This is a genomic window from Rhodococcus globerulus NBRC 14531, from assembly GCF_001894805.1.
Taxonomy (GTDB): Bacteria; Actinomycetota; Actinomycetes; order Mycobacteriales; family Mycobacteriaceae; genus Rhodococcus_F; species Rhodococcus_F globerula.
Map to the genome: position 1 here is coordinate 400,814 of NZ_BCWX01000004.1, position 26,314 is coordinate 427,127.

Annotated in this window: 24 protein-coding genes; 16 read left to right on the forward strand and 8 right to left on the reverse strand. The window is 61.8% G+C overall.

Annotated elements, in window-relative coordinates; genetic code table 11:
- Positions 1–17 precede the first annotated feature (17 nt).
- Entirely contained in the window at positions 18–1,340 is a 1,323-nt protein-coding gene (locus tag RG2_RS22480; protein ID WP_033233681.1) for a ClC family H(+)/Cl(-) exchange transporter, read from the forward strand.
- A 46-nt stretch (positions 1,341–1,386) separates the two neighbouring features.
- On the opposite strand, the gene RG2_RS22485 is transcribed toward RG2_RS22480, so the two are convergent.
- Positions 1,387–2,757: an NAD(P)/FAD-dependent oxidoreductase gene (locus RG2_RS22485; RefSeq protein ID WP_045065538.1), complete on the reverse strand. Its 1,371-nt coding sequence runs from the start codon at positions 2,755–2,757 to the stop codon at positions 1,387–1,389.
- 123 nt (positions 2,758–2,880) lie between these two features.
- On the opposite strand from RG2_RS22485, the gene RG2_RS22490 reads away from it, so the two are divergent.
- The 5 genes from RG2_RS22490 (at position 2,881) to RG2_RS22510 (ending at position 8,486) form a co-directional block, all read left to right on the forward strand.
- Positions 2,881–3,771, forward strand: coding sequence for a LysR family transcriptional regulator (locus RG2_RS22490; protein ID WP_033233682.1), 891 nt, complete (start codon positions 2,881–2,883; stop codon positions 3,769–3,771).
- A gap of 93 nt (positions 3,772–3,864) precedes the next feature.
- The gene (locus RG2_RS22495; RefSeq protein ID WP_033233683.1) at positions 3,865–5,328 is read left to right on the forward strand and encodes an aldehyde dehydrogenase family protein; all 1,464 of its coding nucleotides are present in this window, start codon (positions 3,865–3,867) and stop codon (positions 5,326–5,328) included.
- Between the two features lie 23 nt (positions 5,329–5,351).
- The gene (locus RG2_RS22500) at positions 5,352–6,461 is read left to right on the forward strand and encodes an NAD(P)-dependent alcohol dehydrogenase (RefSeq protein ID WP_033233684.1); all 1,110 of its coding nucleotides are present in this window, start codon (positions 5,352–5,354) and stop codon (positions 6,459–6,461) included.
- Positions 6,462–6,581: 120 nt separating this feature from the next.
- Positions 6,582–8,093, forward strand: coding sequence for an MFS transporter (locus RG2_RS22505; protein WP_230590095.1), 1,512 nt, complete (start codon positions 6,582–6,584; stop codon positions 8,091–8,093).
- A gap of 45 nt (positions 8,094–8,138) precedes the next feature.
- The gene (locus RG2_RS22510; RefSeq protein ID WP_033233685.1) at positions 8,139–8,486 is read left to right on the forward strand and encodes a hypothetical protein; all 348 of its coding nucleotides are present in this window, start codon (positions 8,139–8,141) and stop codon (positions 8,484–8,486) included.
- Positions 8,487–8,555: 69 nt separating this feature from the next.
- On the opposite strand, the gene RG2_RS22515 is transcribed toward RG2_RS22510, so the two are convergent.
- Complete coding sequence (locus RG2_RS22515) at positions 8,556–9,137, reverse strand: PadR family transcriptional regulator (RefSeq protein WP_080711699.1); 582 nt, start codon at positions 9,135–9,137, stop codon at positions 8,556–8,558.
- A 293-nt stretch (positions 9,138–9,430) separates the two neighbouring features.
- Positions 9,431–10,516, reverse strand: a complete 1,086-nt coding sequence (locus RG2_RS22520) for a TerC family protein (RefSeq protein WP_033233687.1) — start codon at positions 10,514–10,516, stop codon at positions 9,431–9,433.
- Positions 10,517–10,753: 237 nt separating this feature from the next.
- Between RG2_RS22520 and RG2_RS22525 the strand changes: the two genes are divergently transcribed.
- Complete coding sequence (locus RG2_RS22525) at positions 10,754–11,101, forward strand: hypothetical protein (protein WP_033233875.1); 348 nt, start codon at positions 10,754–10,756, stop codon at positions 11,099–11,101.
- Positions 11,102–11,107: 6 nt separating this feature from the next.
- On the opposite strand, the gene RG2_RS22530 is transcribed toward RG2_RS22525, so the two are convergent.
- From RG2_RS22530 to RG2_RS22540, 3 genes are all read right to left on the reverse strand, one after another.
- A complete protein-coding gene (locus tag RG2_RS22530) occupies positions 11,108–12,319 on the reverse strand; it encodes a PucR family transcriptional regulator (RefSeq protein WP_033233688.1) in 1,212 nt (403 codons plus the stop codon).
- A 26-nt stretch (positions 12,320–12,345) separates the two neighbouring features.
- Positions 12,346–13,899, reverse strand: a complete 1,554-nt coding sequence (gene scpC / locus RG2_RS22535) for a succinyl-CoA:acetate CoA-transferase ScpC (RefSeq protein WP_051730421.1) — start codon at positions 13,897–13,899, stop codon at positions 12,346–12,348.
- Positions 13,900–14,105: 206 nt separating this feature from the next.
- Positions 14,106–15,785 carry a pentapeptide repeat-containing protein gene (locus RG2_RS22540; RefSeq protein ID WP_051730422.1) on the reverse strand — a complete coding sequence of 560 codons (1,680 nt, stop codon included), beginning with the start codon at positions 15,783–15,785 and terminating at the stop codon, positions 14,106–14,108.
- Positions 15,786–16,058: 273 nt separating this feature from the next.
- On the opposite strand from RG2_RS22540, the gene RG2_RS22545 reads away from it, so the two are divergent.
- From RG2_RS22545 to RG2_RS22580, 8 genes are all read left to right on the forward strand, one after another.
- Complete coding sequence (locus RG2_RS22545; RefSeq protein WP_033233878.1) at positions 16,059–16,712, forward strand: nucleoside/nucleotide kinase family protein; 654 nt, start codon at positions 16,059–16,061, stop codon at positions 16,710–16,712.
- A gap of 17 nt (positions 16,713–16,729) precedes the next feature.
- A complete protein-coding gene (locus tag RG2_RS22550) occupies positions 16,730–17,230 on the forward strand; it encodes a substrate-binding domain-containing protein (RefSeq protein WP_051730423.1) in 501 nt (166 codons plus the stop codon).
- 115 nt (positions 17,231–17,345) lie between these two features.
- Entirely contained in the window at positions 17,346–18,188 is an 843-nt protein-coding gene (locus tag RG2_RS22555) for an alpha/beta hydrolase family protein (protein WP_307718110.1), read from the forward strand.
- Positions 18,189–18,525: 337 nt separating this feature from the next.
- Positions 18,526–18,891 (forward strand): ANTAR domain-containing protein, encoded by a 366-nt coding sequence (locus tag RG2_RS22560; protein ID WP_033233690.1) that lies wholly within the window; start codon positions 18,526–18,528, stop codon positions 18,889–18,891.
- A 113-nt stretch (positions 18,892–19,004) separates the two neighbouring features.
- Entirely contained in the window at positions 19,005–19,556 is a 552-nt protein-coding gene (locus RG2_RS22565) for an acyl-CoA thioesterase (protein WP_080711680.1), read from the forward strand.
- 358 nt (positions 19,557–19,914) lie between these two features.
- A complete protein-coding gene (locus RG2_RS22570) occupies positions 19,915–20,238 on the forward strand; it encodes a DUF6292 family protein (RefSeq protein WP_033233691.1) in 324 nt (107 codons plus the stop codon).
- Between the two features lie 80 nt (positions 20,239–20,318).
- Positions 20,319–21,740: a DUF2252 domain-containing protein gene (locus tag RG2_RS22575; RefSeq protein WP_033233692.1), complete on the forward strand. Its 1,422-nt coding sequence runs from the start codon at positions 20,319–20,321 to the stop codon at positions 21,738–21,740.
- A 60-nt stretch (positions 21,741–21,800) separates the two neighbouring features.
- The gene (locus RG2_RS22580; RefSeq protein WP_033233693.1) at positions 21,801–22,811 is read left to right on the forward strand and encodes a threonine aldolase family protein; all 1,011 of its coding nucleotides are present in this window, start codon (positions 21,801–21,803) and stop codon (positions 22,809–22,811) included.
- 1 nt (position 22,812) lies between these two features.
- Here RG2_RS22580 and RG2_RS22585 read toward each other — a convergent pair whose 3' ends face one another.
- Positions 22,813–23,667: an LLM class flavin-dependent oxidoreductase gene (locus tag RG2_RS22585; RefSeq protein ID WP_033233694.1), complete on the reverse strand. Its 855-nt coding sequence runs from the start codon at positions 23,665–23,667 to the stop codon at positions 22,813–22,815.
- Complete coding sequence (locus RG2_RS22590) at positions 23,664–24,527, reverse strand: patatin-like phospholipase family protein (RefSeq protein ID WP_033233695.1); 864 nt, start codon at positions 24,525–24,527, stop codon at positions 23,664–23,666. The genes RG2_RS22585 and RG2_RS22590 overlap by 4 nt, the downstream gene beginning before the upstream one ends.
- A gap of 54 nt (positions 24,528–24,581) precedes the next feature.
- On the opposite strand from RG2_RS22590, the gene RG2_RS22595 reads away from it, so the two are divergent.
- The gene (locus RG2_RS22595; protein WP_033233696.1) at positions 24,582–26,255 is read left to right on the forward strand and encodes a dihydroxyacetone kinase family protein; all 1,674 of its coding nucleotides are present in this window, start codon (positions 24,582–24,584) and stop codon (positions 26,253–26,255) included.
- The last annotated feature ends 59 nt before the right edge of the window (positions 26,256–26,314 follow it).

The window sequence follows — 26,314 nt, forward strand, 5'->3', positions numbered from 1 at the left end:
AGGTAGGACTGACCACGATGACCGCGGACGATATCGGCGACGAACCGCGTGAAGCCAGCCGCGGGTTGGTGCTGCTATGCCTGCTCGCGATCGTCGCCGGAGCTTGTGTCGGCTTCATTGGTGGAGCGTTCCGGTGGTGCCTGCACAGGGCGGACAGTCTGCGCGAGGCGATTCTGGAATGGTCACATGGGATTCCCTATGTCGGCTGGCTTGTCCCTGTTGCACTGGTGGCGTTGTGCACAGCGCTTGCCGTCATGATCGTGCAACGCGTGCCGCTGGCAGCGGGAAGCGGTATCCAGCATGTGGAAGCCGTCTTTCGCGGCGAGGCACAACCTCCACGTCTTGTCCTCGTGCCCGCAAGATTTGTGGGCGGCCTACTGGCGATCGGTTCGGGACTCGTGCTCGGTCGCGAAGGGCCCACCGTGCATATGGGTGCGGCGATCGGAGCAGAAGCAGGTCGGCGAGCCCGGCTTTCGGTACCGGATGTGCGACTGCTTCAAACATCCACTGCCGGAGCCGGACTTGCCGTGGCATTCAACGCGCCCATCGGTGGCGCTTTGTTCGTCTGCGAGGAAGTCACCAAATCGTTCCGGCTCCGCACAGTCCTTCCCACCCTGTTCGGCGTAGCGGTGGCAGTGGCATGCTCACGGCTGGTGATAGGTGATCGGCCTGACTTCGCGGCCGGCACCGTCCCAAGCCCACAGATTGCGCTCCTACCGCTGTTTGTCGTCTTCGGACTGCTCACCGGGATACTGGGGATTGTCTACAACCGCCTGATTCTGGGCATGCTCGATCTTGTTGCGCGCCATCGTCGTATTCCGCCGACCGCCATCGGAGCGATGATCGGTGCCGTCATCGGCGTCGTTCTGTTTCTCAACCCGCTGGTTGCCGGCGGCGGCGATACAGTCTCGCAGATACTTGTCGGTGGGCGCACCTTCGTCATGCCGATTCTGCTGCTGTACTTGGTTGTTCGATTCTTCACCGGCCCGCTGTCCTACGCCGCAGGAACTCCCGGAGGCCTTTTTGCTCCGCTACTCGCCCTCGGCGCGCTCTGGGGTTCGTTGTTTGCCGGGCTGGCAAGCTTCATCCCCGGCGTCGACGCCGGAGTTACCGTCGCGATGGCGATGGTCGGTATGGCCGCGTTCTTCGGCGCTGTGGTGCGGGCGCCGTTCACCGGCATTGTGATCGTCGTGGAGATGACAGCCGTCACTTCGGTGCTGGTTCCGATGCTCGCCGCCACCGCTGCCGCAGTCGTCGTCGCGACATTGGCCGGGTCAGCACCTATTTACGACAGTTTGCGCGAGCGGATGCTGCAAGGCCAACGCCCACCTCGCGCGTAGCGAAGTGGGCGTTGGAAGAACCTGCGTTACCGGGCAGTCGCGAGAATCAGGCGGAGTGCGCCAACTCGGGTTCCTTTTCGAGCACCGGTGGAGCAGCCTCGATTTTCACCGGTTCCTGCGTGTAGTGGAAGTGCGGGCGACGGTGGCCGATGAAGGACCCGAACCAGGACATCACTGCGACATAACGGTTTCGGAAGCCCACCATGTACATGACGTGCACGGCCAACCACATGAACCACGCGATGGTGCCCTTGAATTCGATCTTCTTGCCCACCCGGACCACAGCGCTGAATCGGCTGATGATCGACATGCTGCCCTTGTCCATGTACTTGAAAGGCGTTCCGGCCTTGCGCTTTCCATTGACAATCTTGGCAGCGTGACGGCCACCCTGCATCGCGACGGGCGACTGACCCGGCAACCCGTTGAGCGAGGTCATGTCGCCGACGGCATACACGTTGGCGAAGCCGCCCACCGTGAGGTCTGGATTGATGAGGAGTCGGCCGGCACGGTCACTCTCACAACCGGTTGCGGCTCCGAGAACTGCGGCAAAGTCGTTGGCGCGCACGCCTGCCGACCAAATGACGGTCTCGGCGTCGATACGCTTCTCTTCCTTGGTCGGGATCGACGACACCGTGACGCCATGCTCGTCGATGGCGGTGACCATGGTGTTGAGAACTACCTCGACACCGGACTTCTCGAGCGATTTCTGCGTGTATTCACTGAGCTTGCCACCGAAGGCGGGCAGTGCAACGCCGGCGCCTTCGACCATGGTGACAGTGACTTCTTCTGCACTGATGTTGTTGATAGCCATCGCGAAATAGCGTCGCGCCAATTCCTTGATCTGACCGGCCAACTCGACACCCGTTGCACCGGCACCGACAACAACAAAGCTCAGCAGGTTCTTGCGAGTGAGTGCGTCGGTGGTGGTGTGAGCCTCTTCGAAGCAGCGCAGGATTTGCTTACGAAGCAATTCCGCGTCTTCGACGGTCTTGAGCTTGTACGTGACCTCGGCAAACTCGTCGCGGCCGAAGTACGCCTGCGTTGCTCCTGTTGCTGCGATCAATGAGCGATATCCGAGCGTGTGCCGTTGGCCCGACGCCTCGTACACGATTGTGTTGTCTTCGGCATTGACCTCGACGACGCGTCCGAGACGAACATCCGCGTCGGGGAACTTCTGCAGGATGTTGCGGATCGGCGGAGCGATTTCGCCGGCCGAGAGCACGCCGGTCGCAACCTGGTAGAGCAGCGGTTGAAAGAGGTGCTCAGTGGTCTCGGAGATGAGGACAAACGGCGTCTTGGACTTCGTGAGCGTCTTCGCGGCAGCAAGTGCCCCGAACCCGGATCCGACGATGACGACCTGAGTCTTCTCGTGTCCCGTTGCATCCACATCTGCGCGACCCGCAGCAGTTCTGTCCACCACAAACTCCTAAACCAAATTGAAAGTATGACTATTACCGTATGGAACGGTCATAGGCTCAGTCCAGCTAGCTGCAGTATTCGCAAGACTGTTATCTGTTTTGCTCATAAGTAGGATGTCGGTATGGACTTTCGCCAACTCAAGTATTTTCTCGTCGTCAGCGAGGAACTGAGCTTCAGCCGTGCTGCCGAACGGTGCTTCATCTCCCAATCCGCCATCAGCCATCAGGTCGCGCGACTGGAAAAGGAACTCGGCGCGACGCTCTTCGAGCGGTCCACCCGGGCCGTGCACCTGTCACCGGCAGGCTCCCGGTTGGTGCCGATCGCCCAGCAGGTTCTCAGTCTCGAAACCATGGCGTACTCGGTGGCACGCGATCCCAGCGCACGCATCCGCATCACCGGGAACATGAGTTTTGCCGGTCAAACCCTGGATGCGATTGCCCATGTGCGCGAACGACATCCAGATCTCGACGTCGAGTTCGTGATCAAGAGTTTTGCGCACCGCATGGACGCGGTGGCGTCGGGGGATGCAGACATTGCACTTATCCGCGGTAGCGTCGACCGCCCCGGTCTGGAACCTATCGACCTCGGCGTCGAGGATCTGCTGATCGTCATGTCGAGTCGCCACCCATTGGCCGGCCAGCAGAGCGTCGACCTGAACGATCTCGCCGCCTATCCCTTGCTGCTGCCGCCCCGCCAAAGTCAGGTACTGATTCACCAGGTCGTGGAAGACGCGTTCCGGGAAATCGGCCGTCGAGTGCAGTTGGGCCCGGCGATTCCGAGCGATCACACCGCCACCCTCGACGTCATCACGAACCCCAAGGCCTGGACCCTCCTGTACTCGATCACCGCCGGCGAATCACCTCGGGCCGGAATCAGCTTCATGCGAGAAGCGCACGGCCGCTTGCGAATCCCGGTATCCGGCGTCACGCGCAGCGGGGCCACCCACGTACCGGAGTTCGACGATCTGATTCAGGCACTCAAAGATTCCATGAACCCGTCTTTCACTGAGTGAAAGATGGGTAGTCATCAGTTCCTCGGCAAAGCAGCGTGGAGGGTAACCATGTGATGCGGCCGAGCGGCGCATCCCTTTTTTCAAGGAGCGACCATGACGAGTTTGATGACCGAACCGGTCTGGGAATCGAAGATTTTTGCCGGAGAATGGATCGCCGGCGGGGCCGCAGATCGCATAGTTGTCGAACCCGCAACAGGTAAGCAGCTCAGCACGGTCGGCATGGCTACGCCTGACGACGTCGCTGCCGCAGCCGCGAGGGCCGCCGCGGCCCAGAAAGACTGGGCAGCACGGCCGTATACCGAGCGAGCAGCCGTTTTGCGCCGCGCGGGTCACCTGTTCGAGCAGTACGCCGACGAAATCGGTGAGTGGGTAATCCGCGAGGCCGGCAGCATTCCGGCCAAGGCCGGGCTGGAAACCCACACCGCCGCTGAGGAGTGCTACAACGCAGCTGCCCTGGCCGCCCACCCGGTCGGGGAGGTTCTGCGTTCGGAACAGCCTCGCCTCAGCTTCTCGCGGCGCGTCCCCGTCGGAACTGTCGGCGTCATCGCGCCTTTCAACTTTCCGATCATCCTGGCCATCCGCGCGGTTGCACCCGCCCTCGCACTGGGCAATGCGGTGATCCTCAAGCCAGATCCGCGCACCGCAATCTGTGGCGGCGTGGTCCTCGCCCGCATCTTCGAAGAAGCCGGCTTGCCCGCCGGCGTGTTCAGCATGCTGCCTGGTGGCGCCGACGCGGGTGAGGCCATCGTGGTTCATCCGAGCATCCGCGTCATCGCCTTCACCGGATCGACTCGCGCCGGCCGGGCAGTCGGCGAACTGGCCGGACGTCATCTCAAGCGCGCCCATCTCGAACTAGGTGGCAACAACGCCCTGATCGTGATGGACGATGTCGACCTCGAAAAAGCAGTGTCAGTAGGCGCTTTCGGCTCATTCATGCACCAGGGACAGATCTGCATGACGACCGGCCGCCAATTGGTACACGAGAGCATCGTCGCCGATTACACTGCACTCCTCGCCGAGCACGCCGAGAAACTTCCGGTCGGCGACCCCTTCACCGGCCAGGTAGCGCTCGGCCCCATCATCGACGCCAAACAGCGCGACCACATCCACTCGCTCGTCACCGAAAGCATTGCGGCCGGAGCAAAACTGGCCGCAGGCGGAACCTACGAAGACCTCTTCTACCGGCCGACAGTCCTGGCCGATACGCCACTCACAGCCCCCGCCTTTGCCGACGAGGTGTTCGGTCCCGTCGCCCCGGTGACGTCCTTCGCGAGCGTCGACCAGGCGATCGCCATCGCCAACAACTCCGAATACGGCCTGTCCCTGGGCATTCTGACCGCCGACGCCATGCGTGGGCTCGAAATCGCCCAGCAGATCCCGACCGGTCTCGTGCACATCAACGATCAGACTGTCGGCGACGAGGCTGTCATTCCCTTCGGCGGCATGGCGTCCTCGGGCAACGGGGGTCGCGTCGGCGGCATCGGTGCCAACCTCGATGCCTTCACCGAAACACAGTGGGTAACGGCGCAGAGCACATTGCCCGTCTACCCCTTCTGATCCGAATTCCTCAGGAGCACAACATGTCCCAAACAGCGCGCGCCGCGGTCGTCGACAAGATCGGCGACCCGTTCACCCTCGGCGACGTCACATTGGACACGCCACGGGCGGACGAGGTTCTGGTCCGCATCGTGGCCGCGGGTGTGTGCGGCACCGACCTCGGCGTTCAAGCCGGCCACATTCCCTTCCCGTTACCCGGCGTTCTGGGCCACGAGGGAGCGGGCATCGTCGAAGAAGTGGGCAACGCTGTCACCTCGGTCAAGCCCGGTGACAAGGTCCTGCTGTCCTTCACCAGTTGTGGAACGTGCCGAAACTGCCGCACAGCACACCCCGCGTATTGTCAGGAGTTCTTGCCGCGCAATCTTATCGGTGGTAGTCGAGCCGACGGCACCGCGACGATCTCGCGAGGCGGCGAAGACGTGAGCGGCCACTTCTTTGCTCAATCCTCGTTCTCCACATATGCCCTTGCCGACGAGCGCGGCGTCACGAAGGTCTCCGACACTGCTGATCTCGGTCTACTCGCTCCGCTCGGATGCGGCATCCAGACCGGTGCAGGAGCGGTACTCAACATCCTGAAGCCGGAATCCGGCTCGACCATCGCAATCTTCGGTGTCGGAGCAGTGGGCATGGCGGCAGTCATGGCTGCAAAGCTGACGGGTGCGGAGCGCATCTTCGCGATCGACATCGTGCCGTCTCGCCTCGACCTGGCACGCGAACTCGGCGCCACCGATGTGATCAATTCGAAGGACGTTGACGCCGCAGCGGAACTGGACCGGATCAGCGGCGGTCTAGGCATCGACTACGCCATCGACGCCACCGGCAACGTCGCGGTGCTTGCGACTGCGATCGAATGCCTCGCTCCGCTGGGTACCGTCGCTGCCATCGGCGCTCCCGCAGCCGGAACCACTGTGGCGGTGGACGTAAATTACCTTCTCAACGGGCGCAAGTTTATCGGTGTCACGGAGGGCGACGCGGTGCCGCAGGTATTTCTGCCGTCGCTGGTGTCGCTGATCGAGCAGGGGCGTTTCCCTCTGGAGAAGCTGGTCAAGCACTACAGGTTCGATCAAATCAACGAAGCCGCTGAGGGCATCAAGAACGGCAGTGTGCTCAAGCCGGTGTTGCTGTTCGACTGATTCCCAGCGAGCTTCGGTGGACATAACCGTTGACGGGATCAATTCCCCGGACCTACGATCCAGAGAAATTTACTTCGCCACATTAAATACATTTCTCTTGTAGTTCCCGAGAAGGACCCATTGACGAATACCGCTACGACAAACACCGCTACTCCGTACTCCGCGGTCGAATTCACCGCAACGTCTCCGCGCCGAGAAGCGTTGATCATCGCGGCCCTGAGCTTGGCCGCGATGATCGTCTCGATGATGCAGACGTTGCCGGTTCCGATTCTCGGGCGGATCCAATCCGACCTGGGAGTCTCGACCGCCGGCGTCAGTTGGGTGACAACGGCGACGCTGCTGTCTGCGGCGGTTTTCACCCCGCTACTGGGCCGCTACGGGGACCAGCATGGCAAGAAACGCACACTGGTCGGCGTTCTTGTCGTCATGGTGATCGGTTCGATCGTCGCCGCGCTGGCACATAATCTGCCACTGCTCATTCTCGGTCGGGTTCTTCAGGGAACAGCAACCGCGATCTTCCCGCTGGCACTCTCGGTCTTGCGTGAAGAGCTACGGCCGCACAGGCTTCCCGGCGCAATGGCCTTGGTCAGTGGAACTCTCGCGTTCGGCAGTGGGCTGGCCCTTGTTGCCACGGGGCTTCTCACGTCCGGCCCCGACGCCGACTACCGCAACGCCTTCTGGATGGCCACAGGATTCGCGGTGCTGGCCTTGATTGCCGTCATCACCCTGGTCCCGCCCACCACACACAAAAGCGGTGGGCGCGTGGACCTCATCGGTGCGCTGAGTCTGGGAGCAGCACTACTTCTGCTTCTGCTGTCGATTTCTCAAGGCCACCAATGGGGTTGGCGCTCACCCTTGACGATCATCGTCTTTCTGGCCTCGATCGTGATGTTCGCAGTCTGGGTGTGGATCGAGAAGATCGTCGACGAACCGCTGGTCGACATGCGGATGTTCGTCCACCGCCCGGTGATGATGGCAAATCTTGCCGGCGTCGTGGTGGGTTTCGGCATGTTCGCAAACTTCCTCGGGATCTCGTATCTCGCACAACTTCCCCGCGATCTCACCGGCTACGGGTTCGACGCGAGCATTCTGCGTGCGTCGGTCGAATTCTTGCTGCCAGGCGCGTTGGTTTCCTTGATCGCCGCCCCGATCGGCGGTCGACTCATCAGGCTGCGTGGGCCACGCTTCGTCCTGGGGCTCACCGCGGTCCTCGGGGCGTTGCCGTTCGCATGGCTGGCGTTCGACCACACGCACACCGCATCGGTAATCGGTGCAGGCATGGTGATCGGCGCCGCCCTCAGCCTCGGTTATGCAGCCATGCCCGCCATCATCATGTCCAACGTGCCACATCATCAGAGCGGCATCGCCAACGGCATCAACTCGATCTCACGTTCCACCGGCAGTGCCATCGGCAGCGCAGTGGTGACGACGATTCTGGCGTCGATGACAATCGCGAATCTCCCCGAAGGAGTACCTGCGATGCCCAGTGAATCCGCTTTCACTGTCACGTTTTCGACCGCCGCCGTCGCCTTCGTACTGGTGGGCCTGGTGGGGTGGCTGGGTCTGCGCCCGCCGCGTTCCCTTGCGGCTTCGGAGCAACGTGCCACCCCGGAGCAACCTCCCGCTAGGTGAGATCGAAAGTACCGCAGAGGATTAGGTGCACCGTAGCCTGCGGGCATGGCAGGCGAGACGCTCTACGTGGTCGACCGGATCGTCACGAATCGCGGATGTGGGAAGAAGTTTGTCGACGAATTCCGTGCCGGCTACCTACCTGGTGCCAGTCGTCGCGGCCTGACGCTCGACAACATACTTGTCAGTCCGCCGTTGTGGTCCGACAGCGAACCCAACGTCGTGACGATCACGTGGACCGTCGACGGAACCACCGGTTGGTGGGCAATGACTCGCCTGAGCCGCGGTGACACCAGCCTGAAGCAATGGTGGGATGCAATGGATCCACTCATCTCCGAGCGTAGTCGCACCATGGCCGCTGCAGCCGACGACGTCGCGCCACTGGCCGATGTATAACGTCAAGAGAGTCGTGCATCTTCAATTCGATGACAAGTCGGAATAGCAGTCAGACGGAACGCGTCGCGCTCAGATCTCCTTCCACCTGCCGCCGCGTACGGGGCGGGGCAAGCCGAAAGCATCGATGTCTCCTTGCGCAATTCGAGCTGCGGCCTCATCGATATCATCGAGCAATTGGGAGGCGAGGTCGATCTCCGCCTGAAAATGGCGGCCTACCCATCGCAAACTCATCTGGGTAAACGCCCAGCCTGGTTCGTTCTCGGAATGATCGGCATGTTCTATTGCCTCGAGCTTCTTCGCCTGAAGATTACAAATGTGATCCAGCACTATCGCTTTGAGTTGATCGGGGTCATTCAGGTGACCCACCCACAGTCTCAACATCACGCCATGTTTGAGGACAGGTGTTTCGATCGGCGATTCGCGTGACCATAATCTGACGACCTCGATACCGGATTCGGTTATCTCGAAGACTCGTCGGTTCCGCTGCCCCGATTCGGAAATCTCCCGCGAACGAACAAATCCCAGTGCTTCCAGCTTCTTCAACTCGGCGTAAATTTGACTTACCGAAGGACTCCAGTAATAGAATCCAATGCTCCAATCAGCCCACTTCTTCAGGTCGCTACCACTGAGTTCTTCACCGAATGTGAGCATTCCCAGCACTGCCCAACTTGTCGCGGGCAATGCTGGATAACACGTGGTCGCGGGATCAGGCACCGGGCCAGACTAACAAGATGTCAATCACCTGACGCCGACTTCCTCACCGAGTGGACTGATTTCGATATTGCGCTAACAGCTAAAGCCGCAATCGCAGTTCGGATACACCACGGATAAATGCTGTTCCGCCTCAGGTCACTGCACAAACAAATTCCCTGGACCCTGAGGTCGGGCAGAGAAAGGGAGACCGCAGACAGTGCGGTCTCCCTTTCATTCTCGGTCAGTCGGTATCAGCTCCTACTACGGGCATCCACCTTGTCGTCATCGTCGTCGCGCTCGCCGGCTGCGAGCTCGATGTCGGAATCCCGGGCGCCGGCGTCACCGCTCGCCTTCTCGAGCTCGACCGGTGTGTCACCTGACACGACCTCTTCTGCATCAGGCTTTTCCGGCAACGGCTTCTTGAGGCTCAAGATGATCGAGCCTGCCAGCACCACGATGATCACGGCGAGGCTTACCAGTGACGGAATCTCGGGGATGGAAGTGCTGATCACCTTGTGACCGGCCTGCATGATCAGCTTCACGCCGATGAAGGCGAGGATGATCGACAGTCCCTTGGACAGGTAGTGGAACTTCTCGAGTAGTCCCGAGAGCAGGAAGTACAGAGCACGAAGACCCAGGATCGCAAACGCGTTGCTGGAGTACACGATGAACGGGTCGTCGCTCACTGCCAGAACTGCCGGGACACTGTCGACGGCAAACACGAGGTCGGCCGCTTCGATGGCTACGACAACCGCGAACAGCGGTGTTGCGATGCGCTTTCCGGCTTCCTTCACGAAGAACTTGGTGCCGACGTACTCGTCCTGAACCGGCATGATCTTGCGCAACATGCGAACCGCGAACGACGTGCCGGGGTCGAAGCTTTCGTCCTCGTCCTTGAGGAGCTTGTAGGCGCTGTAGAGCAGGATCGCGGCGAACACGAACAGGACTGCCGTGAACTTGCTGACGATCGCGACACCAGCGGCGAGGAAGATACCGCGGAAGATCAGGGCGCCGATGACACCGAAGAACAGCACGCGGTGCTGGTACTCACGCGGCACCTTGAAATAACCGAAGATCAGGGCGAAAACAAACAGGTTGTCAACGGAGAGGCTCTTCTCCAGCAGCCAGGCCGTGGTGAATTCGACACCTGAGTCCACCCCCAAGGTCAGGGTGACAACCACCGCGAACACCAGCGACAAACCGACCCAGAGTGCACTCCACCTGGCGGCTTCCTTGAATCCGATGACGTGCGCGCCGCGGTGGGCAAGCAGGTCGATCAGCAGCATGATGACGATAACGGCGGCAAACGCGGCCCATGCCCACACGGGAACCGTCATCGCCGATCACCTACCCGACTGCCACGGTTAACTTCAGTCACGGGATTCTCCTTTGCCTGGAAGACGATTACTTCGATCACGACGGCCGTTTCACCGTCTTCACCAGTTTTCCTTGCCGACTTCAAACCATCACGGTCTATTTGTCGACGACTTTTCCCGCTGAAATTGCCGGGTTACGGCAATCTAGGCGTGATTATGCATGTCGGCAATCTGTCCGAGTGTTCTAGCCTGGCAAGCATGAGCACCTCGTTGTACTACTCCGCCGTTCGCCCTGAACCGTTGTCGGCCGACGAGAGGACGGAAATCGACCGTCTGATCGCCGTGCACAACGACGAGTTCCCCTTCGACGCCGAAGTCCTCGACTTGTACGACTCGGACATCCCGAACACGGTCCTGAACGGGTCCACCAAGATCTCGAACGACGAAACGGAAATCATCCCGTCCCTCGTGTACTGGTTCAACGCACTGACTGAACTCAGGCGTGCCTTGCCGAACGCGCAGTGGGATGTCTCGCTCAACGACACGCCCGTCGACTGGGACGACGAATCAGGCTATTCGCTACCCGGGTTGCCCGACATCAGCTGAGAGCAATCAGGTGAGCGGAGTTCGGGGCCAATCGAGAAGCTTGGCCCCGAGCACCGCCGCGTGCAGAGCAAAAGCGTCGCCGGGATCATTCACGTTCTGGCCGGTGAGTTCGCGAATGCGATCCAACCGGTAGGTCACCGCCCGTACCGACAGGTGCAGATCCCGGGCCGTCTTTGCCGTGTTCCCTCCCGCCGCGAAGTAGGCGAGCAGCGTCTCCACCATCGGCTCTGCTCCCCCACGTGCTTCGAGCAGCGGCGTGAGGAGAGTCTGAATCAGGTCGGTGACCGCCGGCCTGTCGTTGACCAGCACGCGATAGACCAGCAGATCCCGCGCGTCGATTACCGGCGACTCGAGCGACAACCGCTGTGCGAGATCGAGTGCGTCGAGCGCTTCGCGGTACGACGCCACCACACCGGCGGCCGTTGTACGCGGTCGTCCGACCGCAATCTGCCAGGCCACGTCCATGGCGCGTCGTTGCAACTGAACGCGTCCGGCGCCATCGGCCCCGGATTCGAGAGCCAACCGAATTCCGCGAAGCACATGGTCGATTGCATCTCGATCCGGCGCCGCAAACACGATGACGAGTTTGCCGCTCTTGCTGGCGACAAGCGCGTCGGCATCACCTTTACTGCCGAGCACTGCACGCTCGACAGCGCCGACCAGAGGATTGTCGTCGGTGAATTCACGCGCAGCGGTCACGACTGCCACCGAATGCGGTCCGGACAAATGCAACCCGAAACTCGAAGCGCGAGCGAGCAATCCGACAACATCGGCGCCACCGGTCAACAAATCGTCCACAAATTCGCGGCGCGCGGATACTTGCGAACGCACGAGAGAGCGCTGCGCCAGCTGAAACCCCTCCGTCAGTTCCGCGACGGCGTCGTCGACAGCCCGGAGCATCACCTCGCCGGCTGCCACTACCGCGTTCGGATCCGATTGCGCTGCAATGACAGCGGGAAGCTCACGCCATAGGCGCCAGGCAGACGAGAGGTACAGATCAAGCAACGCACGTAACGCAACACCTTGCTCGGCCGCGTCCTCGCCACGGCTCCGGAATCGGTGAAGTTGCCTCCGCTGCAGCGGTTTACCGTCACAGACGGCTGAACTGATCACATCGAGGAAATCGCCGAGAAGTTCGATCGGCAATCCACCGGCGTCGTCTGCTCCCGCTACTGCAACCCGTCGAAGCACATCTGCGGGTACACCGGTTCCGTTCACTCCCGCATTCTCTCACTGCGCGGGTGTCAGGACAGATGCATCGAGCCCGTATCGATGTAGCGCTGATGGAACGAGAAAGCCTCGCCCAGGATGTGCGGAGTCTGACCCGCGCCCGGCTGTGCGTCGGCGCGGGCGACGTAGTCATGCAGCAGCGGACGGAATTCGGGGTGCGCACACTTGTCGATGATCAGGCGGGCGCGACGTCGCGGCGACAGGCCACGCAGATCAGCCAGGCCTTGCTCCGTGACAAGCACCTGGGTGTCGTGTTCGGTGTGGTCGACGTGCGGCACCATCGGGACGATCGCAGAAATCGCGCCACCCCGAGCTGTCGACGGGCTCAGGAACATCGAGACGTAGCCGTTGCGAGTGAAGTCGCCGGAACCGCCGATTCCGTTCATGATCTTCGTGCCCATGACGTGGGTCGAGTTCACGTTGCCGTAGATATCGGCCTCGAGCATGCCGTTCATCGCGATGACGCCGAGCCGGCGGATCACCTCGGGATGGTTGCTGATCTCCTGCGGACGCAACGTGATGTGTTCGCGGTAGAAATCGACGTTCGCGGTCAGTTCTTCGATGCCTTCTTCGGTGAGCGCCAAAGCCGTCGACGACGCATGCGCGACGGTTCCGTCCTTGATCAGCTTGAGCATCCCGTCCTGGATGACCTCGGAGTAGCAGGTCAGGCCGCGATACGGCCCCCGATCGAGACCGCCGAGCACCGCGTTTGCGACATTGCCGATGCCCGCCTGCAGCGGAAGCAAGGTATCCGCCGGCATCCGTCCAGCACGCACCTCGAAGTCGAAGAACTCCAGGACGTGGCCGGCGATCGCCTCACTGACGGCGTCGGGTGCAGACAGGGGGCTCGCACTGTCGCGGCAGTTGGTCTCGACGACGGCAACTACCTTGGCGGGGTCGACCCGGAACGTGGTCTGACCGATCCGGTCCTCGACACGAATGATCTCGAGCGGCTTGCGGTGAGGAGGGAGGGCAGTGCCGTAGTACACGTCATGCATGCCTTCCATAGCCTCGGGCACCCACGAATTGACCTCGAGAATGACTCTGTCGGCAACATCAAGCCAGGTTTTGTTGTTGCCGATCGATGCGGCGGGGATGAGCTCACCCGACGCGGTGATTCCGGCGACCTCGACAACTGCCACGTCGACCTTGCCGTAGTAGCCCTCCCAGACCTGCTGGGCAACGTGCGAGAGGTGAATGTCGACGTAGTCCATCCGGCCGTCGTTGATCCGCTTACGGGCTGTCGCCTCGGACTGATACGGCATGCGCAACGCGATGCCGTCGACCTCGGCGAGTAGGCGCTCGGTCTCGGTGGAGACCGAGGCGCCGGTCAGGAGGTTGATCGTGAAGTTCGACCCCTCCCCGCGGGTGTGGTGAATCCGCTCCGCCAGGGCAGGAACGATGACCTTGGGTGTGCCGGCGCTGGCAAAACCGCTGATCGCGACGGTATCGCCGGGGTGAATGAACTTCACCGCTTCCGCTGCGGACATCACTTTGGAAGCAAAAGCTGTGCTGCGAATACGTCCGGGGGCCGTTGTGTGCCCGGGCTCACCCAATGAGGAAGTCACGCCAACAGGATAAACACAGCCTGCCAAGGTCAAATATTCGGATTACCGAGACAGATTTGTTTCAACGTGATATGGCCGCGATCGATGGTCGACGCGGCCCGTACCCACAGTCCCCGAAACCACATTGCCCTCCGACCCCACGAAAGAGTTGACGGACAACGTCGTTGAGCATGTGCGCACCGATCGAGTGCGTTCGGCCGGGAAGGTCAGCTACCGAAGATCGAGCCGAGGGATCCGGTGACGGGTGGGTCGACGACCGGTGTCGTAGTGACGGTGAAGGTACCTGTACCTGTTGTCAGGACGTCGCCGCTCACGCTGGTGACGGTGCAGGTGACGGAGGTGGCCCCGACCGGAAACACGGTTCCGGAGGCGGGAGTGCAGGTGCCGAAAGTCAGCCCGGTGGGCATCGCGGGAACCGCCCAAGTTGCGGGGGCGCCGTCATTGGATGTGGCGGGGACGGTGATGTCGGACGGTAGTGCCGATGTACCGGTCAGGTTCGCACCTGTCAGGGTCACCCCGGTGAGGTTCGCGCCGGTGAGGTCTGCGCCGGTCAGATCCGCGTGGTAGAGGTCCGCGCCGGTCAGGTTCGTGCCCGCGAGATCCGTTCCGGTCAGGTTTGCGCCGGTCAGGTTGACGCCGGCGAGGTCCGTTCCGGCGAGGTTTTTTCCGGAGCAGTCGGTGGAGTTGCCGGCGGTGGGGTTGGCGACGTAGTTCCCGCACGCGCCGGCGATGATCTGGGCCGGGGTTTGCGTTGCGGCGGTGATGGTTCCGTTGACCTGCAACGTGGCCGGGGTTCCGACGCCGTTGTCGGCGGTGATGGTGAAGTTGATCGGTCCGGGGGCGGTAGGTGCTCCGGTCAGGACACCGGCGGAGGTCAGGGTGAGGCCGTCGGGAAGGGCCCCGCCGGTGACGCTGATCTGCGGGGCGGGTGTTCCGGTGGCGGTGAAGGTATGTGGGAGTTCGGTGCCCACAGTCCCCGACAACGTGACGGGCGCGGAGGCGGCGAACCCGGGAGCTGCGGTATACGGGTTGACGGTGACCGTAACGGTCCCCGAACCGGACGCAAGGGTGTTTCCGGCGGTGCACGTGACGGTTGTAGTTCCGACGGGGAAGGTGGTCGGGGTGCCGATCGGGACTGCGATATCGGTCGGTCGGGTGCATTCGCCGAGCGCTACTCCCAAAACGCCCGGGGGTGCGGGAATTGTGACGGCAGCATCGGCGGGCGACGAGGCGGTTATGTGAATATCCGAGGGTATTGCTCTCGTTCCGGTCAGGTTCGCGCCGTACAGATACGAAAAGCTCAGATCTGCGTCGGTCAGGTCCGCGTCAGTCAGGTTCGCGAGGACCATCGTGGCTGAGTACAGATACACCTCGGTCAGGTTCGCTCTGGTCAGATCGGCCTCCCACACATTTGCGCCGTACATGTTCGCGCCGGTCAGGTTCGCGTCGGTCAGGGTTCCGTAGCTCATGAAAGTGTTGCTCAAGGATGCGTCGATCAGGATCGCGCGGGTCAGGTCCACACCCGTCATTTGCGCGTCGCTCACGTCCGCGCCGGTCAGATCCGCGTCGGTCAGGTTGGCCTGCTCCAGTGTCGCGTAGCTCAAATCCGCGTCGGTCAGGATTGCGTTTGTCAGTGTCGCACCGGTCAGGTCCGCGCCGATCAGGTTCGCGCCGGTGCAGTCGGACACTATGCCTTCAACAGGATCGGGGTTCGGGACATAGCGGACGCATTCACGGTTGAGGGTTTCAGCGACTGTGTCGGCGGCAGCGAAGCCGGCACCAGCAGTCACGAGCGAGGCCGTTGCGAGAACAACACCACCGAACGCAGCGACAATGCGACCGCAACGAGGACGAGTCCGCCCAGAGCGAGAATTGAGAATCGTCATCTATCGGCCTTCACACTCTGGGTCCCCGCACCGTGCGGCATGGCACCACAGCAGTAACCACCTGGAAAACGTAACGGATATCAGGGCATGAAACACCCAAAAAGAGTGGCCATTTTAGGCCTCGGGTACTAAGTGGCCGGAAACGCCCAACCGAGGGGCGAGTTCAGATAACCAGTCGAAGATCATCCGCCGTTGGACAATGGGCCGAAGCGCAATCAAAGGCATCGTGCAGCCGTCTTCTGAAACCGACATCCCGACCGAATGGAGCAACACGTGAGGACCTCACCGCCGACCGTCTCGCTGACGCTCGACCAGCTTGCCTCACGCGCTGCTTCACTGATTGCCGACAACCGTCGGTACATCCTCGGCATCGCGGGAGCACCTGGAGCCGGAAAATCGACGGCATCCCAGACCATCGCGCGAAAGCTGGGTTCTCGATGCGCCATCGTCGAGATGGACGGCTTCCATCTCGCCAATCGGGAACTCGACAGGCTAGGCAGGCGCGATCGCAAGGGCGCCCCCGACACCTTCGACGCCGACGGGTACGCGGCACTACTACGTCGACTTCGAATGCAGGACAGCACGATCTACGCACCGATCTTCGATCGCGAGATCGACGAATCCGTCGGCAGCGCAGTGCCCGTCGATCCGGAGACTCCGCTGATTGTCACGGAAGGCAACTACCTTCTCTTCGAGACCGGAGCCTGGCCCGACGTCCGCGCGTCACTCGACGCCGTCTGGTATCTCGACGTTCCGGAAGAAACTCGCACGGAAAGACTGGTGACACGACACAGCCGCTTCGGAAGAAGTTCCGAAGCGGCTGCGGCATGGGTACACACGGTGGATCAACCGAATGCCGTTGCTATCGAGGCAGTTCGGGTGCGGGCGGACCTGATTGTCAGGATCGAGCCGTCAGAGCGCCCGTGATGGGAGTTTGCGGACCTATGATCCTCCTCCAGTGCCGAAAAACGCTGCAAGTCCGGCAGCACGGGCGATACCCGCAAAGATCGCGGCGATTCCGCCGGCAACTGTGTCCGAGGCATACGTGCTCGAGTCAGCAATCTACGCAGTGCCCGACCCGAAGGCACTGTCGAACACTTGTCGGCGCTGCGTATTCGACGACTCACGAAGCACCGACATCCGAGAATCCGCCGGACGCGATCCTTTCGTTCATCCTCGGCTGCGCTCCTGCTGCTGCACGAGCGGCGCTCGATCTCGGTCTGTCAATTCCTGGAAGCATCTTGATCGCCCAGAACAGCGACGAACCCGCTCTACTGATCTCCGATCCCCCGATCACCGCCGTCGACTTCTTCCCCGAAGAACAGGCAGTATTGGCAGTGGATGCACTGCTAGCCCTGATCAACGGCGACGAACCGCGCAACCAGGGCCACACACGGGGCGAACTTCGCGTCAGAGCCAGCACGGACCGAGCCGTAGGCACCTGAAATTCACTTGTCGTAGATAGACTCCCATTTACGACAATCGCCCCAGCGTGACGAGAGGAATCCGGCCATCGCGCACCGCTCCGCCACCCGACTGCTTCGGTATATCGCGGTTGCATTGGTCTGCCTGTCCACTCTAGTTATTTCCGTTTCCAGCGCTGCGGGCACCGGCCGATCCGTAGCCCCGGTACGCATTTCCTATGCCGCCGACACGGACACGTTCGGGGATTTGTATCTACCTCCGGGCGACGGCGATTCACTACCCGTGGTGGTCCTCATTCACGGTGGCGGATGGGCCCAGAAAAGTAACCTCGACTACGCGGGCGCGTGGGCGCGATCGTTGACGCCCTACGGAATTGCCGTGTGGAACATCGAGTATCGGCGCGTGGGCGGGCACGGCGGATGGCCGACCACTCTCTCGGACACCGTCACGGCAACAAACGCCTTGGCCGACGCTGCACAGGAAAAGGCTTCCGGAAGACTGGATCTGGGCCGCGTGCACGTAGTCGGCTACTCGGCCGGCGGCCAACTCGCAGCCTGGGCAGCATCGCGACCAAGCCAAGGTATCGACGCGCCCGAACCTGCTCTCACAGTGTCCATTCGATCAGCCACCGTTATGGCCGGTGTCTTCGACATGGAACTCGCGGCCACAGCCGGCAAGGATCGATTTGTTCGAAATCTTCTGGGCGGCATGCCGTCCGACTACCCGGATCGATACCGTGTTGCCTCGCCGATCGAACATCTTCCCATCGGCATCCCGGTCACTGCACTGCACGGGCAAGCTGACCGGGTGGTCTCGATCGAGCAGAGCCGACGCTATGCCGACGCCGCCCGCGCGGCCGGTGATCGCGTCGACCTGATCGAACTTCCCGGCGTCGGCCACGGCGAATTCACCAACACCGAATCCGCAGCCTGGGCTACCACCAAGCAAGCAATAATCGATCACGTAAATACCCCTTGAACAGGTGAAACCACCTACTGTGAGCATGATCGCCCGGAAAAGGATTAGCTGAAACCGACACCATGACGTACGGTGGGGTTATCAGAGGGCAGCCGTCAGTCAGGCAGCCGGTCGCTTCGCCCGGAACGACAGTTCCAAAACTCGTTCCAGGGGCAAGACTTCCAGTTCGGTGCAAATCCGCGCCTTTGGTCACTACGCACTTTCATCAGTCCCGCAGATTGTTGACCAGGCCGAAGACTCCGACGGAGTCCGCCGCCAATCGCGTACCGACTGCACCAGTATCAACATGCGCTACACACCGCACGGGTCCAAAACCCATGTGGTTTAAAGGAATACCTTGTACAACACCATGATTCACCCCGACAACACGAACAACCAGACGAACAGTGTCACGACAAACGGACTACGGATCCCGGCCAATTCGGGCCGTCTCCGCGAACGGGCTCTCGAAATTGTCTGCACGCTCTACCGCTGCAGCACCGACGAAGCTGCTGACCTGCTGGTACGACATTCTCAGACCAACAACCTCAAGGTCACCAGCCTGATCAAGGCGCTTGTCGCCTTGATCGACGAAGACACGTCCGGCACCGGCTATGGCAACAACAATGCGCTGGCGTCTCACTTCTGGCTTCGCGAGATCAGGAATCTCAGCCAGGCCCACCGTCGCAGCGATCACTTTCACCGCCATCTCGTCGGCGCGTAACCGGCGCTGAACGACCACTGACCTGAAACGACAGCTCCCCCTCATACGCGCGGGTAACCCTCTTTGCCGGATACGGTCTCTTCACCGTCCACCGACTCCAAGAGGCCCACTTGATGTCTGAATCGATCTCCCTGCCTGAATCCAAGCAAGCACCGCAGCACACGGCAAAACAAACCCTGTCCATGACCGTCCTCATGACGCCGGACATGTCCAACTTCTCGGGCAACGTGCACGGCGGAACGATTCTGAAGTTTCTCGACCAGGTTGCTTACGCGTGCGCGAGTCGATACGCCCAGACGTACGTCGTGACCCTGTCCGTGGATCGTGTGGTGTTCCGCGAACCGGTGCATGTCGGAGAACTCGTCACGTTCAGCGCTTCCGTCAATTACACCGGGCGCACGTCGATGGAAATCGGAATACGAGTCGAAACCGAAGACATTCTTCTCGGAAAATCTCGACACACCAATAGTTGCTATTTCACGATGGTGGCAATGGGCAGCGACGGAAAACCAGCTGAAGTACCCCAACTCCGACCAACCGGAACAATTGCGAGGCAACGATTCGAGGCGGGCCGTAGGCGCCGTGAGCTGCGCAGAGAGAACGAACTTCGTGAACGGTCCATACGAGCCGCAGTTCGGGACCTAACGCCCGAACATGACGACTGAGCTTCTCGACAACCGTCACCGATCCCGTAGGTAACGGGTTCGCACTCATCGGCGACGCTGGTGAAGACGACAACACACGGCCCCGATTCACAGCGGAACGTAACCGCTACTTTGACTCAATACCGCAGTGCCAGAGCGGGTATGACGATCCACATCGACTACATGGGCGGGTACGCGGGCGGCCGAAAGCACACCGTCTTCTCATTTCCGCGGCCACCCACGACAACGGCGAAGCCCAAAAAAACATCTCGGGCATCGCCTGCGTCGTAAATCTGTGGCCGGGACGTAATCTGCACGGCGTTTCTTCGGCGGCACCAAGGGGGAACCCTCCGATCACCACCGAGCCGGAGGAGCGAGCATGCGTGCACACACCGCCATTCCGAGCGAATCCACTTGTCAAAGGTACGTAGTCGCGGTCGCCGCCTCCGCCTTTGCCGAATCGGTCATCTGGTTCGACGGTCCGGCGTTCGACGCGGTACTTGTGCTTGGCAACGAGATTCCGCAGCACAGCGGCCACCGCGCCGTACTCGCGTGGAACCACTACTTCGGGTGGGCGCTCGGTGTGGAGGACATGCCGGATGCATCGTTCACCGTCGTCGAGTGCCTCGGCATCGGGAGAATGCCCGATCCGGACCTGTGCGCCGACCGCGTTGTCGAGTTGATTGCCCAGGCGAGTAGTTAACGAACTCGTCGCGCGGTACTAATTCCAGCGGGCATAAGATCGAGCGCGAGTTTCGCACGCCCGACGAAAGAGAGCCCGACATGGACCCGCTGAGTAGGCCTGCCGGTCAGTTGGCTCTCGAAAACGAACCGGACGGCAGGGCGACCCTGCGCGCGCGTCAAACCCCTCGCAGTGAGCGGCGCAAGATCGGAAAGAGTCTACGTAAACGAGTGGCACGGTCGTCACTTGGCGATTGGACGCCACCACCGAACCGACGTGACCCGGTCGATCAGGTCAACACTGCCCACGAGGGAAGACTCGACTGGTTGGTACCGATTCGGGTGGGGCGCATGGTCGCTTCCCCGTACGGATTCCTCCGCGGGACTGCCGGACTGATGGCCGAGGACATGGCGGCGCTCCCGGCCACCGGTATCACGCCGGTCATCTGCGGTGACGCCCACGTCGGCAACTTCGGGTTCTACGGATCGCCGGAACGCGAACTTGTCATAGACCTCAACGATTTCGACGAAGCACATCCAGGCCCGTGGGAATGGGACCTGCGTAGGTTGGCTGCGAGCATCTGGGTGGCCGGTCGACAAAACGGCCTCACCGAATCTCAATGCGAAACAGCGACGACCTCGTGTGTGTCCGCGTATCGCCTCCACCTGGGAAAGCTGTCCGAGCGGCCACTCTTCGATCGTTCTTTCGACCGAGTCGATTTCGACGGACTGACCGACCACGTCACCGATCCAGGCTTGCTCGCCGAGATCCAACGCGCAGCGGAACGCGCCCGCCGACGTACCAGCGATCACGCGGTTCCCCGATTCACCGTCGAGGATCACGGACGACGACAACTACTCGAGAACCCGCCGCTCACAACACGACTCACCCCACAGGACACCGACTTCCTCTTGGAAGGTCTCGACGAATATCTCGAAACCCTTGCACCGCACTGGCGTCGAGTGGTCTCGGGATACAACGTCATCGACGTGGCGCACCGGGTCGTCGGCGTCGGAAGTGTCGCCCTACGAGCCTATGTCGCCCTGTGTGAAGGGAGCATCCCGGACGACGTCATATTCCTGCAGCTCAAACAGGCTCGCCGATCCGTTGTTGCGCCGTTCGTGCACGGCGACTCGGCCTGGCACGATCACCAAGGACGACGTGTCGCGGAATACCAGCAGGCCCTCCAGACAGTCAGCGATCCACTGCTCGGTTGGTGCACCGTCGACGACCGCCAGTACTACGTCCGCCAGTTCCGGAACATGAAAGGTTCAGTGGACCTGAACAATATCGACGCAGCAGCGCTGACCGACTATGTCGCGATCTGCGGTCGCCTACTGGCGAAGGGACACGCCCGAACCAGTGGCGCGTCACTGATTTCCGGCTATCTGGGAACCTCGGACACGGTCGATACTGCCCTCACCCGATTCGCTCGGCTCTACGCCGATCAAACCGAACGTGACCACGACGCTCTGTGCCGGGCGGTATCCGCCGGTACGATCGCCGCGGAGCCGGGAATCTGATCCCTCACGTCCGACTCACTGCAGTTTGACGCCGGATCACGCGACTTGATCGAATGAACCATGACTTCGTCGTACATCGACCTACGCTCGGACACCGTCACCAAACCTGACGCAGAGATGCGAAGGGCAATGGCCGACGCAGAGGTCGGTGACGACGTCCTCGATCACGACCCGACCATGGCGGCGCTCGAGGAAGAAGTGGCACACACTCTCGGTTTTCCGGCGGCTCTGTGGGTACCGAGCGGATCGATGGGCAACCTGATTGCGCTGATGCTGCACCTCCGCCGTGGTGATCAGTTCCTGGCACCGGAGCACTCCCACGTCCTGGGGTCCGAGTTGGGCACCGCTGCCTGGCTCGCCCAGGGCATGCCGGTGGCGCTGCCGCACGACGGAGGGCCCGGACGGCCTAGCCCCGAGACGGTTCTGAAGGCCGCAGGCTCCCCCGGTCCGTATTTCACGCTGAACACCACGTTGCTCTGTCTCGAGAACACCCACAACTTCGCCGGCGGCGCCGTCATGAATCCGGCCGAGTGGACAACGCTGGTCGACGCGGCCCGATCATGCGGCTTGAAGATTCACCTCGACGGTGCACGCCTCTGGAATGCCGCTGCTGCACTCGATGTTTCGCCCACCGAACTGACTTCCGGCGCCGACACCGTCCAGGTATGCCTGAGCAAGGGACTGGGCGCGCCGGTCGGCTCGATACTGGCCGCGTCACCCGAACTGATCACCGAGGCCCGAAGGATTCGCAAGATGCTCGGCGGCGGCATTCGTCAGGGCGGCGTGCTTGCCGCGGCCGGCATCGTGGCCTTGCGCTCGCAGGCCCGACTGTCCGACGATCACGACAATGCGCAGCGCCTCGCGTCGGGGCTTCGTGAGCGCGGTTGGGCTGTCGACGAACCCGCCACCAACATCGTTCTCGCCGCCACAGCCGATCCATCGGCCACCGTTGCTCAGCTCGCCGCTGTCGACGTCGGTGCGGTCACCGTCGCCGGGAAGGTTCGGTTCGTGACACATCGAGACGTGAGCACTGCCGCCATCGACGAGGTTCTGTCCCGAGTAACCTCCTGAGCTACACCATCAGCGGTTGAACCTCCTGCGCGACAAGGCGAATGAACTCTCGGACGTCCGGCTCGTCAACGGTCGGTTGGAGTACAACGGTGGTTGCACCCGCGTCCACCCATCGCACTGCTGCTGCCGCAACGTCGGCCGCGGTCCCCACGGCAATCGCTTCCTCCGGCGACTCGCTACCGGACGCTGCGGCCTCGGCCAGCGCGCGCTCACGACCGCCTGAACCGAAGGCACAGATGACGTAGACGACCACCTCGTGATCTTGCGCTCCGATGTGTTGGATCGCCCGGCGCACGCCGTCCAGGGTGGTCCCTCCCGACAACACCGTGCCCTGCGCCAACTCACCACTGAGCGCCAAAGTCTTTGGCCCCGTAGCACCGACAAGCAACTGAGGCACCTCCTCCGGCGGCCATGCCAGCGTGACGTCCTCGAGATTCACGTACCTACCGGATACCGTCACCGACTCGCCACGTAGTAGCCGCTCGACCGCTCCGAACTGCTCACGCAGGAGGGTCAACGGCGATTCGGCCTTGGCGCCGATCTGTCGCATCCAACTCTGAACGCCGTGACCGAAGCCAACCCGCAGTCGATCCGGATGGATTCTGCCCAGCGCCGAAATCTCCATCGCCGTGATCGCGGTGTTGCGCATCGGCGTCGGCAGCACACCGATCGCCACTCTCATCCGCGCGGTTGCGGCCAATACAGTTGCAGCAGTAGCTATTCCTCCACCGAAGAAGCAGTCCTCCCACAACCAGACCTCGTCGATACCGACTTCGTCGGCATATTTGGCAAGCTGGATCAGATCCTCCGGCGACTGCTCCGGACGCAGGACCACGGCAATCCGGGCCCCACTCATGTCGTCACCAGAAACGCAGCGATCTCGTCAGCCGTTCGGCGGCCCTGTTCGCGACCGAGTTCAGCTGCCGGACGCCGAGTGGCCGGCGAGAGGGAGTTCGTTCCGATCGCCTCGACGACGGCGTCGTCGGCGAAGATCGGCAGTACCCGTGACTGCGTCATCGCGTCGATTTCCTCTCGCAGACTGCCGCCCAGAAGATTTGGGGCGGGATCGGCTGCTGGTGAAAGAACCACGACCACATCGCAGTCGGCAGCCAAATGAACATTCGAGCCACTTGCCATTCCGCCATCCATGTATCGGCGCCCGTCGATCGTGACCACCGGCCACACACCGGGGACGGCGCAACTCGCTCCGACTGCGTCGATCAGGTCTACGCCGGCCGACTTGCCGAACACCCTCAACTCACCGGTCTCGGCGTTGATTGCCGGGATGCGCAACTCCCGGTCGGGCCACGCCCGATTGCGCAGCCTCGCCTCGATGACCGCACGACGCACGGCGGGTTCGACGGTGTCGGCGGCCATCGCTGCCTCGCCGAGCGCACGAAGTTGTTCGGATCGATCCGCGGAACCTGCAATCGCGTCGACGAACATCTGACCGAGTACCTCGACATCGACCTTCGGATCGATCTCCCCCGTCGCCTCCGCTGTTTGTGCGTCGAAAAGTTCCTGCAGTGTCGCACCGCCCGCGATCTGAGCGGTCACGGTGGAGCCTGCAGAAGTGCCGATCAACACGTCCGCTGCCAGCAGCGCTGCGGCGGCGTCCGCCGAATTGTCCTGAACGCCGAGTAGAAAACCGGTTTCCCAGGCGATTCCCGCAACGCCGCCACCGGCCAGTACCAACCCCAGTTTCACGCCGTCCACCTCTCGTCGATCACCACCCGTGCCCGAACTCGACGTTAGACCTACTCTGAAGTGATGTTCATGCGCAGCGCAAAGACATTTGTTCCCGACGCACTTCGCGGGTTGATCGCATCCACCGACGACATCGCGTGGAATCCCGACCCCGGATACCTCACACGGGCACAACCGCTGCCCAAAGGACAAGTCGCCATCGTCTCCGGCGGCGGATCCGGACACGAACCGATGCACGCCGGGTTCCTCGGCGCAGGCATGCTGACCGCAGTCTGCCCCGGCTTGGTCTTCACTTCACCCAACGCTCTGCAAATTCACGAGGCGTGCAAAGCCGTCGACGCCGGCGGCGGTGTCCTCCACATCGTGAAGAACTACACCGGCGACGTCATGAACTTCGGTATCGCACGAGAGTTGCTGCGGGAAGACAACATCGATACCGATGTGGTCCTCGTCGAGGACGATGTGGCAACCGAACGAGCTGACGGCGACGGACCAGGACGCCGAGGTACGGCAGCCACCGTCGTCGTGGAAAAGGTTTGCGGTGCAGCAGCCGAGCGCGGCGAGTCTTTGGCAGAGGTTGTCCGGATCGGTCGCCTTGTCGCACAATCGGCACGCAGCATGGCCGTCGCGCTTGCGCCGTGCACGCTCCCCGGCGCAACGGAACCTTCGTTCGATCTACCCGCGGGCCAGATGGAACTGGGCATCGGTATCCACGGCGAGCGAGGACGCGAACGGATCGACGCGTTGCCTGCTCCCGAACTGGTGCGCCGACTGACCGATCCGATCATCGACTCACTCGAACTGGCAGAGGGAGATCGTGTTATCGCGCTGGTCAACGGATTAGGTGCAACACATCCCCTGGAACTGCAGTTGCTGTTCGCGGAACTCGGAGAATATCTAGGCGAGAAGGGAATTCACATCGAACGCCCCCTCGTCGGAACATTTGTGACGGCGATGAACATGGCAGGCGCATCCATCACCTTGGTACGCGTCGACGATCAGATCCTCGAACTGTGGGACGCCCCGAGCGCCGCGCCGGCCTGGCCGAATTCGCCGGCACGAAGTTACTCGGCTGTGGGTCCGCGGGAATCGTTCGGCCCTTCGTACACTGCACCGACAACCCCGACTTCCGACGGAAACATCGGGGCATGGGTAGCCGATTGGGCACAGAAGGTACTCGACGAGGAACCCGCCCTCACCGATCTCGATCGACGGGCGGGCGACGGCGATTTCGGTACCAACATGGTGGCCGCACTGGAACAATTGGATTTGACCGAGATGCGCAATACCTATTCCGCATCAACAACATTCGATGCCATCTCGCAAGCCTATCTCGGCCATGCGGGTGGAACGTCCGGAGCACTGTTCGGCATCTGGTTCCGTCATTTCTTCCGGGTAGCCCGAGAGGGCACACTGGATCTCGCGACCATTGCCGCTGCGGCACGGGCAGGTCTGGACAACATCACCGCACTGGGGGGAGCACGCCCCGGAGACAAGACCATGGTGGATGCGATTGCCCCCGCAGTGGACGCTCTCGAGGAAGGAGTTCGACTCGACGGCGTACGCGCGGACGTGTTGCAACGAACCTCGGAAGCCGCTCGCGCCGGAGCCGAGTCGACGGAAGTCATGGTCGCCAGCCGGGGCCGCGCAAGCTATGTCGGCGAGGCTGCTCGCGGCGTCGTCGACCCGGGCGCACTCGTTATCGCATGGTTCTTCGAGTGTGCAGTGGGTCACTAACACGGTGCCCCGGCGATATGACTAGCCTGACATCACACAACCTCGATTGCGGCCGGTCT